The organism is Pseudonocardia sp. TRM90224 (assembly GCF_021245725.1).
Taxonomy (GTDB): domain Bacteria; phylum Actinomycetota; class Actinomycetes; order Mycobacteriales; family Pseudonocardiaceae; genus Pseudonocardia.
Map to the genome: position 1 here is coordinate 77,460 of NZ_JAJGSX010000006.1, position 10,721 is coordinate 88,180.

At 71.7% G+C, this 10,721-nt stretch carries 9 protein-coding genes; 6 read left to right on the forward strand and 3 right to left on the reverse strand.

Annotated elements, in window-relative coordinates; genetic code table 11:
- Positions 1 to 53 precede the first annotated feature (53 nt).
- The 3 genes from LL648_RS10955 to LL648_RS10965 all read right to left on the reverse strand — a co-directional run bounded on the left by LL648_RS10955 (position 54) and on the right by LL648_RS10965 (position 2,569).
- Positions 54 to 878 (reverse strand): SAM-dependent methyltransferase, encoded by an 825-nt coding sequence (locus LL648_RS10955; protein ID WP_232662382.1) that lies wholly within the window; start codon positions 876 to 878, stop codon positions 54 to 56.
- Between the two features lie 79 nt (positions 879 to 957).
- Entirely contained in the window at positions 958 to 1,773 is an 816-nt protein-coding gene (locus LL648_RS10960; protein ID WP_232662383.1) for an SAM-dependent methyltransferase, read from the reverse strand.
- Positions 1,774 to 1,861: 88 nt separating this feature from the next.
- Positions 1,862 to 2,569, reverse strand: coding sequence for a hypothetical protein (locus tag LL648_RS10965; protein WP_232662384.1), 708 nt, complete (start codon positions 2,567 to 2,569; stop codon positions 1,862 to 1,864).
- Positions 2,570 to 2,923: 354 nt separating this feature from the next.
- Between LL648_RS10965 and LL648_RS10970 the strand changes: the two genes are divergently transcribed.
- From LL648_RS10970 to LL648_RS10995, 6 genes are all read left to right on the forward strand, one after another.
- Positions 2,924 to 6,301, forward strand: coding sequence for a pyruvate carboxylase (locus LL648_RS10970; RefSeq protein ID WP_232662385.1), 3,378 nt, complete (start codon positions 2,924 to 2,926; stop codon positions 6,299 to 6,301).
- 6 nt (positions 6,302 to 6,307) lie between these two features.
- The gene (gene rsmD / locus LL648_RS10975; protein ID WP_232662386.1) at positions 6,308 to 6,868 is read left to right on the forward strand and encodes a 16S rRNA (guanine(966)-N(2))-methyltransferase RsmD; all 561 of its coding nucleotides are present in this window, start codon (positions 6,308 to 6,310) and stop codon (positions 6,866 to 6,868) included.
- Between the two features lie 10 nt (positions 6,869 to 6,878).
- Positions 6,879 to 7,361, forward strand: coding sequence for a pantetheine-phosphate adenylyltransferase (gene coaD / locus LL648_RS10980; RefSeq protein ID WP_232662387.1), 483 nt, complete (start codon positions 6,879 to 6,881; stop codon positions 7,359 to 7,361).
- A gap of 92 nt (positions 7,362 to 7,453) precedes the next feature.
- Positions 7,454 to 8,197: an ATP synthase F0 subunit B gene (locus LL648_RS10985; RefSeq protein ID WP_232662388.1), complete on the forward strand. Its 744-nt coding sequence runs from the start codon at positions 7,454 to 7,456 to the stop codon at positions 8,195 to 8,197.
- 195 nt (positions 8,198 to 8,392) lie between these two features.
- Positions 8,393 to 9,586, forward strand: a complete 1,194-nt coding sequence (locus LL648_RS10990; RefSeq protein WP_232662389.1) for a MinD/ParA family ATP-binding protein — start codon at positions 8,393 to 8,395, stop codon at positions 9,584 to 9,586.
- A 123-nt stretch (positions 9,587 to 9,709) separates the two neighbouring features.
- Entirely contained in the window at positions 9,710 to 10,696 is a 987-nt protein-coding gene (locus LL648_RS10995; protein ID WP_232662390.1) for a MinD/ParA family ATP-binding protein, read from the forward strand.
- The last annotated feature ends 25 nt before the right edge of the window (positions 10,697 to 10,721 follow it).

A 10,721-nucleotide genomic window follows, 5' to 3' on the forward strand; every position in this document is an offset into this window, starting at 1 on the left:
CTTTGCTGCCCTCGCGCGCGCAACGCGCCCTGCACCCGTCCACCCAAGGCGCCCTACGGCTTGCGGCCGACCCCGCCGATGAGGTGGACGAGCTCGTCGAGCGCGGCGCCGGACTCCGTGCCCAGCTCGTGCTCCGGTTGCCACCGGTGGACGCGGGTCACGCCGGGGTCGAGCAGCTCCAGGCCGGTGAAGAACCGCTCGACGGCCGGCGTGCGGCGCGTGGTGATCGGGATGCCCTTCTTCCGGTACGCGTCCGAGCCCGTGGTGTTCGTGGTGGTGGCGAACTCGTCGGTCCCCGAGGTCAGCGCGAGGAAGCTGCCGCTCGGCAGGAGGTCCATGAGCTGCGAGATCAGCGGGTAGGCGATGTCGTCGTCCTCGATGAAGTGGACGATCGCGAACGCGGTGAGCGCCACCGGCTGGGTGAGGTCGAGGGTCTCGCGCAGCTCGGGCGCCTCGGCCACGGCACCGGGGACGCGGATGTCGGCGTCGAGGTAGGCGGTGCGACCCACCCGCGTGCCGTAGAGCAACGCGCGGGCGTGGGCGAGGACGATGGGGTCGTTGTCGACGTAGACGACGCGGGCATCCGGGTGCACGGCCTGAGCGACTTCGTGCAGGTTGGGTGAGGTCGGGATGCCGGTGCCGAGGTCGAGGAACTGGCGGATGCCGTGCTCCTCGGCGAGGTGGCGCACCGCGCGGCGCATGAACGCCCGGTTCGCCCTGGCCGAGGTGCGGATGGGCGGGAACGACGCGATCGCGATGTCGCCCACTTCGCGGTCGACGGCGTAGTTGGTCTTGCCGCCGAGGTAGTAGTCGTAGATCCGGGCGCTGTGCGGCCGGTCCGTCATCAGGTCGATCTCGGGCGGCGGGGGCTCGGTCATCGCGCTCTCACGTGGGCGACCATAGTGGAGCCGAATTCGTGCGAATGACCGCCTGACCTGGGCTTTATCGCTATACGCCTCACCACTTGCGCGCGACGCCGCCGTAGATATCGATGCCCGCATCCAGGCTCGCTGCCGACGGGAGGTCACCGTCAGGTCGCCACCTGTGCACCTGCACCAGGCCGGGCTCGAGCAGGTCGAGGCCGGCGAAGAACCGTTCGATCTCGGCCATGCTGCGCAGTCGGACGTTGATCCCGTGGTCGCGGACGGCGGTGGCGCTCCGATGAGCGATCTCGGTGTTGAACTCGTCCGACGCGGCGGTCAGGGAGAGGAAGCTCCCGCTCGGGAGGAAATCGACGAGTTCCCGCACGGCATTGTAGGCGTCGTCGTCTTCGAGGAAGTGAAGGAGCGCGAACAGGCTGAGAGCAATCGGTTCGGAGACGTCGAGGGTCTCTGCCAGCTCCGGGGCTTCGATGATGGCGCCGGGGTCGCGGACGTCTGCCTCGATGTAAGCAGTGCGGCCACGTCGGTCGCCGATCATCAATGCACGCGCGTGGGCCATGACGATGGGGTCGTTGTCGATGTAGACGACTCGCGACTCCGGGAGCACCGCCTGGGCGACCTGGTGGAGGTTCGGCGCCGTCGGGATGCCTGCGCCGACGTCGAGGAACTGTCTGATGCCGTGGTCGTGAGCCAGGTGATGCGTTGCGCGTCGCATGAAGGCACGGTTGGCCTGTGCTGTCGCGCGGATCGTCGGCGTGAGCGCGAGCAGCGCCTCGGCGGCCTCCCGGTCGGCGGCGTAGTTCGTCTTGCCGCCGAGCAGGTAGTCGTAGATCCGGGCGCTGTGCGCCCGGTCGGTCATCAGGTCGATATCGTGCCAACGGTGATCGGTCATCGCGCTCTCACGCGGTGAGACCATAGTGGAGCAAAATCGGCCGGAATGACCGACTGACCTGGGAGTTATTGCGTCCCGAACGTAAAGGTCAGGCCGGCAGGGCGGTCTGGGCGGCCGCGTCGAGCGCAGCCTTCGCCGGGCGCGGGATCGGGATCACGCCGGCCTGGTCGAGCTTCGCGAGCTCGGAGCGGGCACGGGCGTACGCGGCGAGCCGCTCGGGGTCGTTGTCGGAGTCGCGGGCCGTGGTGAGCAGCTTGATCACCCGCTCGACGGTGGCGCGCTCGGCGGGGGAGAGGTTGGAGAGGCGGATGCGGTCGGCCGCGTCGCGCGCCGCCCGCCATGCCCGCTCGGCCTTGTCGACGGCCGCGACGAACTGCGCGGCGTGCTGGCCCGGCGGGAACGCGTCGGTCTCCAGCGCCTGCGCCTCCGCGAAGGCGTCGACGAACCGCGCGGTGCTCGGCACCGAGACGTCGGCGAGCGCGGGCAGGCGCAGCACCTCCATCGTGTCGCACTCGTAGGCGGCGTACTCGCCGCGGAGCGTGAAGAACCGCTGCCGGGCGTGCGCCCAGACCAGGTCGGGGCGCGGAGGGGCGGCCGGCCGGGCCGGGATCGGCGCGGTGCCCGGCGCGCCGCCACGACGCAGCGCGGCCCGGCGCCGGTTGGACCGATTGACCGCGAGGGCGATGCCGCCGGCGATCAGGAACGGCGCCGCCCCGGTGAAGATCACGGCCGCGATCCCCAGCATGGTGACGGTCAGGGCCGCGACGACCGCAGGCGGGATCAGAAACACGAGCACCAGCAGGAGCGCCGGGTTCGGCCCCCGGCGTCGCGGGTGGTGGCCCCAATTGCCGGCGTGCCAGTGCGGCGGCCGACCCCAATGGGGAGGACGCCCCCGGTACATCCCGGTGTGCCGTCTGCTGGTCTCGCGCAAACGGCGTCCCTCGGCAAAGGCTGCAGCGTGACCGGGATGGTGTCGCACATCTCCTTGGTACCGGAACCGGTGGTCGCGCGCACGGGGCCGAACGAGTGCGGAGCTGCGACCGCTCTCAGTTTGTTGCCTTTTCCGCAACGCCGGGCACCCGCCTGTACGGTTCGCTTTCCGGCCGATCGCAGTGCCGCGTCGGGACGCAGATCCAGGGAAGGGGACGTCGTGTTCCGCAAGCTGCTCGTCGCGAACCGCGGTGAGATCGCCATCAGGGCCTTCCGCGCCGCCTACGAGCTGGGGGTCTCGACGGTCGCGGTCTTCCCCTACGAAGACCGCAACTCGCTGCACAGGGCGAAGGCCGACGAGTCGTACCAGATCGGCGAGCCCGGCCACCCGGTGCGCGCGTACCTCTCCGTCGACGAGGTGATCAAGGCGGCGCGCAAGGCGGGCGCCGACGCGATCTACCCCGGCTACGGGTTCATGTCGGAGAACCCCGACCTCGCGCAGGCGTGCGAGGAGGCCGGCATCACGTTCGTCGGGCCGCCCGCGAGCGTGCTGCACCTGACGGGCAACAAGGCCCGCGCGATCGCGGCCGCCCGCGAGGCCGGCGTGAGCGTCCTTCGCTCCTCCGAGCCGTCGACCGACCTCGACGCGCTGGTCGCGGCGGCCGACGACATCGGCTTCCCCGTCTTCGTCAAGGCCGTCGCCGGCGGCGGCGGGCGCGGCATGCGCCGGGTGCAGGCGGCGCCCGAGCTGCGCGAGGCCATCGAGGCCGCGATGCGCGAGGCCGAATCGGCCTTCGGCGACGCCACGGTGTTCCTCGAGCAGGCCGTGGTGAACCCGCGCCACATCGAGGTGCAGATCCTCGCCGACGCCGACGGCAACGTCGCGCACCTCTACGAGCGCGACTGCTCCGTGCAGCGGCGCCACCAGAAGGTCATCGAGATCGCGCCCGCGCCCAACCTCGACCCCGAGCTGCGCGACCGGATCTGCGCCGACGCCGTCGCGTTCGCCGAGCACATCGGCTACGTGAACGCCGGCACCGTCGAGTTCCTCCTCGACGAGCGCGGCAACCACGTCTTCATCGAGATGAACCCGCGCATCCAGGTCGAGCACACGGTCACCGAGCAGGTCACCGACCGCGACCTCGTGATCGCCCAGCTGCGCATCGCCTCCGGCAAGACGCTCTCGGACCTGCGCCTCACGCAGGACCAGATCACGCTGAACGGGGCGGCGCTGCAGTGCCGCGTGACCACGGAGGACCCGTCCAACGGGTTCCGCCCCGACACCGGCGTGATCAGCACGTACCGCTCTCCGGGCGGTCCGGGCGTCCGCCTGGACGGCGGGACGACGCACACCGGCGCCGAGGTCAGCGCGCACTTCGACTCGATGCTGGTCAAGCTCACCTGCTACGGCCACGACTTCCCCAACGCCGTGCGCCGCGCGCGCCGGGCGATCGCGGAGTTCCGCATCCGGGGCGTCTCGACGAACCTGCCGTTCCTCGCCGCCGTGCTCTCCGACCCCGACTTCCAAGAGGGCCGGGTCACCACGTCGTTCATCGACCAGCGACCCGAACTGCTGCACGCCCGCCAGCCCGCCGACCGCGGCACCCGGATCCTGCAGTTCCTGGCCGAGACCACCGTCAACAAGCCGAACGGGCCGCGCCCGCAGGTCGTCGAGCCGGTCGACAAGCTGCCGCTCTGCGACCTCTCGAAGCCCGCGCGGGACGGCTCCCGCCAGCTGCTGCGCGAGCTGGGCCCTGAGGGGTTCGCCGCGCGGCTGCGCGCGCAGGAGACGGTCGCGGTCACCGACACGACGTTCCGCGACGCGCACCAGTCGCTGCTCGCGACCAGGGTGCGCACCCGCGACCTACTCGCCGTCGCGCCGTACGTCGCGCGGACCGTTCCCGAGCTGCTCAGCATCGAGTGCTGGGGCGGCGCCACCTACGACGTCGCGCTGCGGTTCCTCGCGGAGGACCCGTGGGACCGGCTCGCCGCGATCCGCGACGTGGTGCCCAACATCTGCACGCAGATGCTGCTGCGCGGGCGCAACACGGTCGGGTACACGCCCTACCCGACGGCCGTCACCGACGCGTTCGTCGACGAGGCGGCGCGCACCGGCATGGACATCTTCCGCATCTTCGACGCGCTCAACGACGTCGAGCAGATGCGTCCCGCCATCGACGCGGTGCGGGCGACCGGGACGGCCGTCGCCGAGGTGGCGCTCTGCTACACCGCGGACCTGTCCGACCCCGCGGAGAAGCTCTACACGCTGGACTACTACCTGCGCCTCGCCGAGGAGATCGTCGAGGCGGGCGCGCACGTGCTGGCGATCAAGGACATGGCCGGACTGCTGCGGCCGCTGGCGGCCCGCAAGCTGGTCACGGCCCTGCGCGAGCGCTTCGACCTGCCCGTCCACCTGCACACCCACGACACCGCGGGTGGCCAGCTGGCCACGCTGACCGCGGCGATCGAGGCCGGTGTCGACGCCGTCGACGCCGCGGTCGCGAGCATGTCGGGCACCACCAGCCAGCCGTCGCTCTCCGCGCTCGTCGCGGCGACCGAGCACACCGAGCGCGAGACCGGGCTCTCGCTGACCGCCGTCGGCGACCTCGAGCCGTACTGGGAGGCCGTGCGCAAGGTCTACGCGCCGTTCGAGGCGGCGCTGGCGTCCCCGACGGGGCGCGTCTACCACCACGAGATCCCCGGCGGGCAGCTGTCGAACCTGCGCCAGCAGGCGATCGCGCTGGGCCTCGCCGACCGGTTCGAGCTGATCGAGGACCTGTACGCGGCCGCCGACCGCATGCTGGGCCGGCTCGTGAAGGTCACGCCGTCGTCCAAGGTCGTCGGCGACCTCGCGCTGCACCTCGTCGGCGCCGGCGTCGATGCCTCCGACTTCGAGGCCGACCCGGGCAAGTTCGACGTGCCCGACTCCGTCGTCGGTTTCCTCCGCGGCGAGCTGGGCGACCCGCCCGGCGGCTGGCCGGAGCCGTTCCGCACCCGCGCGCTGGAGGGCCGGCCGCCCGCGAAGGAGTCGGCCGACCTGACCATCGAGGACCGGCGGGGCCTGCGCGAGGACCGCCGGGCGACGCTGAACCGGCTGCTCTTCCCCGGGCCGGCCAAGGAGTTCGCGAGCCACATCGAGTCGTACGGCAACACGTCGGTGCTCTCGACGAAGGACTTCCTCTACGGGCTCGAGCCGGAGCTGGAGCACACCGTCCGGCTGGAGCAGGGGGTGACCCTGCTGATCGAGCTGGAGGCGATCTCGGAGGCCGACGAGCGCGGCTTCCGCAACGTGCTCGCCTCGCTCAACGGCCAGCTGCGGCCGGTGTCGGTGCGCGACCTCTCGGTCGCGACCGACGTCAAGGCCGCGGAGAAGGCGGAGCGGGGCAACCCGAAGCACGTCGCAGCGCCGTTCGCCGGAGTGGTGACGCTGCAGGTCGGCGAGGGCGACACGGTCGAAGCCGGCCAGACCGTCGCGACGATCGAGGCCATGAAGATGGAGGCGTCGATCACCGCGCAGCAGAACGGGACGGTCGCGCGGCTCGCCATCGGCAAGGTGCAGCAGGTGGAAGGCGGCGACCTGCTGGTCGAGCTGGGCTGACCGGCGGTGACACGGATCGTGGCCGGGGCGGCCGGCGGGCGGCGGCTCGCCGTGCCGCCGCGCGGCACCCGGCCCACGTCGGACCGGGTCCGCGAGGCGCTCTTCTCCGCGTTGGAGCACGACCCCGGCCTCGACGGCGCCGCGGTGCTGGACCTCTGCGCAGGGTCAGGTGCGCTCGGCCTGGAGGCGCTCTCGCGCGGGGCGGAGCACGCGCTGTTCGTCGAGTCCGACCGGCGCGCCGCCGAGGTGCTGCGCCGCAATGTCGCCGAGCTGCGCCTGCCCGGCGCCGTGGTGAGCGCGGCCCCCGTGGCGTCCGTGCTCTCCGGAGCGCCGGAAAGGCCGTACGACATCGTGCTCGTCGACCCTCCGTACGACATGCCCGACACCGAGATCGCCGGCTGGCTGGCCACCGCGGCTGCCGGAGGCTGGCTGGCGAGCGGTGCGACGGTGGTCGTCGAGCGCGGCCTGCGCAGCGGTCCGTTCGAGTGGCCGTCGCCGCTGCGGGCGTCGCGTGAGCGCCGTTACGGCGACACGGTGCTGCACGTGGGTTACGGTCCCGATCTGTGAGGCTCACGCGATGAGACGCGCGGTTTGCCCGGGTTCGTTCGACCCGCCGACCAACGGCCATCTCGACATCGTCGGGCGGGCGGCCGGCCTCTTCGACGAGGTTGTGGTCGCGGTGCTGGTCAACAAGACGAAGAAGAGCCTGTTCAACGTCGAGGAACGCATCGAGATGCTGGCCGAGATCGTCGCGCCGTACCCGAACGTGCGGGTCGACTCGTTCCACGGGCTGCTCGTCGACTACTGCCGCACCCACGACATCAAGGCGATCGTCAAGGGCCTGCGTGCCGTCACGGACTTCGACTACGAGCTGCAGATGGCGCAGATGAACCAGCAGCTCTCCGGCGTCGACACGCTCTTCATGTCGACGAGCCCCGAGTACAGCTTCGTGGCCAGCTCGCTGGTCAAGGAGGTCGCCACCTACGGCGGCGACGTCGCGCACCTCCTGCCGAGCTCCGTGCACCGCAGGCTGCTCGACCGCATCGCGGAACGTGCCTGAGGCACCACCGCTCGTCACCCGGTCGGGACTTGACACGCGGGTGCCGCTCGCAATCCGGGGCCGCGTGCCTGCGCGGTGAGAGGATCGGCTGCGTGTACCGGGTCTTCGAATCACTCGACGCGTTGGTGACCGTCGTCGAGGAGGCTCGTGGCGTCCCGATGACCTCCAACTGCGTGGTACCCCGCGGTGACGTGCTCGACCTGCTCGACGACGTCCGCGAGGCGCTTCCCGGCGAGCTCGACGACGCGCAGGATGTGCTCGACCGCCGCGACGAGCTCGTCGACGACGCCGCGCAGGAGGCGGAGCAGACCCGGTCGAGCGCCCAGGCCGACGCCGAGCAGATGCGGTCGCAGGCCGCCGCGGAGGCCGAGCGGCTCGTCGCCGAGGCGCGTGCGGAGGCCGAGCAGACCCTCGCGCAGGCCCGGCACGAGGCCGAACGGGCCGTGGGGGAGGGTCGTCGCCAGTTCACCGAACTCACCGACCGCGCGCGGGCCGAGGCCGAGCGCATGGTGCAGGCCGGCCGCGCCACCCACGACCGGTACGTGATGGACGGGCAGGCGGAGCAGGCCCGGCTGGTGTCGCAGACCGAGGTCGTACGCGCCGCGCACGCCGAGGCCGCCCGCATCGTCGACGCCGCCGAGGGCGAGGCCGGCCGGCTGCGCAACGAGTGCGACGGGTACGTCGACGCGAAGCTCGCCGAGTTCGAGGACACGCTCTCGAAGGCACTGCGCACCGTCAGCAGAGGGCGCAGCCAGTTCTGGCAGGGCCAAGAAGGCACGCCGGCGGGCGCGCAGATGAACGGACGCAGCGGCACCGGGATGGATTTGATCGACTGAACGCTCCTCGAACCGAATCGTGATCACCGCCTGATCACGGAGTGGTCCGGTGCACTGCCCCGGTCGAGGTACCCTCCGATGGTGGTACGGCGTGAGGTCGAGCCTGACCCTGCTGCGTGGTGGGACCGGTACGGACACCGGCTCGCACCGCGTCTCGGGGGAACAGGTCCTGCATCAGCAGCTCCGGGGAGCGTAGTGACCCCGACGCATCCGAGCGAGCCGCCCCAACCGGGCGACGCGCAGCTCAACGGCGCGTCGGGCACACTCCACCAGGGTCCGGACACCGGGCCCATCGAGGTCGTTCCGCCGCCACCACCACCGATGAGCGTCCCGCCGATGCCGGCGTCCGTGCCCATGCCGGCGCAGGTGCCCGGGCCGATGCCGGTGAACCCGCAGTTCGGCGCCCAGATGCACGAGCCGCCCATGCACGAGCCGCTGATGCACGAGCAGGTGTACGAGCAGCAGATGGCGGAGACGCAGGTCTACTCGCAGCTGAACAGCGAGACGATCATGCGGGCCCAGCGGGACGAGCCGGCCGGCGGGTGGCGGCGTGCGGTGCTGAAGCTCTCCGGCGGTCTGATCAACCCCGGGCCGAGCGCCGACGAGCTGGCGCACCGGGAGATCCTGCACCGCATCCGGCGGCCGCTGCTGCAGTCGCACCGGATCGCCGTCACGTCGATCAAGGGCGGGGTCGGCAAGACCACCGTCTCGACGCTGCTCGGGCTCGTGATGGCGGAGAACCGCGGCGACCGCGTGATCGTCCTCGACGCCAACCCCGACGCCGGCACGCTCGCCGACCGCCTCACCGGCGAGTCGTCGATCACGGTCCGTGAGCTGCTGCGCGATCTCGACCGGATCAACTCCTGGACCGAGGTGTCGCGCTACACGAGCCTCGCGGGGCGCCTCCAGGTGCTGGCGTCCGAGCAGGACCCGGCGGCGGGCGACGCCTTCAGCCGCGAGGAGTACGAGCACATCTGCGGGTTGCTCGACCGCTTCTTCAACGTGATCATCACCGACTCCGGCACCGGGCTGGTGCACTCCGCGATGGAGGGCACGCTCAAGCTCGCCGACAGCGTGATCATCGTCGGGGCACCGACGGTCGACGGTGCCGGGCGCGCGAGCAAGACGCTCGACTGGCTGTTCGCCCACGGGCACGGCTCGCTCGCCTCCGATGCGGTGGCGGTGCTCTCGTGCGACCGCACCAGCGACGAGGTCGACCTCGGCCTCATCCAGGCGCACTTCGCGGCGCGCTGCAGGGCCGTCGTGCAGATCCCGCACGATCCACACCTCGCCACGGGCGGTCGGGTCGAGCTGGCCAGGCTCCGGCCCGAGACCCGCGAGGCGGCGTACCGGCTCGCAGCGGTGATGGCCGACCGTTTCACGACGTGAGGCAAGCGCCGTCCAGGTAGTGTTCTGCACGGTGATGGCGGGCCCTCGCGGCCCAGTGCGAGGGGGATGGTGGCTGATGCGCGACCTGCGGAGAAGGACGATTCGGCAGCCGGGCGGTCGAGCGTGAACCAGCCGCATCCCGAGCCGCGCACCGCGGCGGAGCTGACCGAGGAGACGATCGTCCGCGCACGCGGCGACAAGCCCACCTCCGGCTGGCGCGGTGCGCTGTACCGGATGACGGGCGGCGCGATCAACCCCGGGCTCGGAGCGGTCGAGCAGGCCCGGCAGGCGCAGCTGCGCCGGATGCGGCGGCCGCTGCCCGGTTCGCACCAGATCGCGGTGAGCTCGATCAAGGGCGGGGTCGGCAAGACGACGGTCTCGGCATGCCTCGGGCTCGTCCTGGCGGAGAGCCGTGGCGACCGGGTGATCGCGCTCGACGCGAACCCCGACGCCGGGACGCTCGCCGACCGCCTCACCGGCGAGTCGTCGATCACGGTCCGCAACCTCCTCGACAACCTCGACACCACGCACTCGCTGACCGACGTCGCCCGGTACACGAGCCTCGCGGGCCGGTTGCAGGTGCTGGCATCGGAGCAGGACCCGGCGATGAGCGAGGCGTTCAACCGGGCCGAGTACGAGCGGGTTTGCGAGGTGCTGACCCGCTTCTACAACATCGTGATCACCGATTCGGGCACAGGTTTGGTGCATTCGGCGATGGAGGGCACGCTCGCGCTCGCCGACAGCCTCGTCGTCGTCGGCGCGCCCACGGTCGACGGCGCGAGCCGGGCCAGCAAGACCCTCGACTGGATGGTCGCGCACGGCCACGGCCACCACGTCGCCAACGCCGTCGTCGTGCTGAGCTGCGACCGGATGAGCAAGGACATCGACCGCGAACGCGTGCACGCGCACTTCACCGAACGGTGCCGCGCGGTCGTCGAGATCCCGCACGACCCGCACCTCTCCACCGGCGGGCTGATCGAGGTGCCCCGGCTGCGGCCGGCGACCCACGACGCGTTCCTCGAGCTGGGCGCGCTGCTCGCCGACGGCTTCGACAGCGGCGGGCCGACCCGCGCGCCGGCCACCGACACGGCCACGAGCCGCCCGGCCTGACGCCCGCCCGGCCCCCATGGGGCTG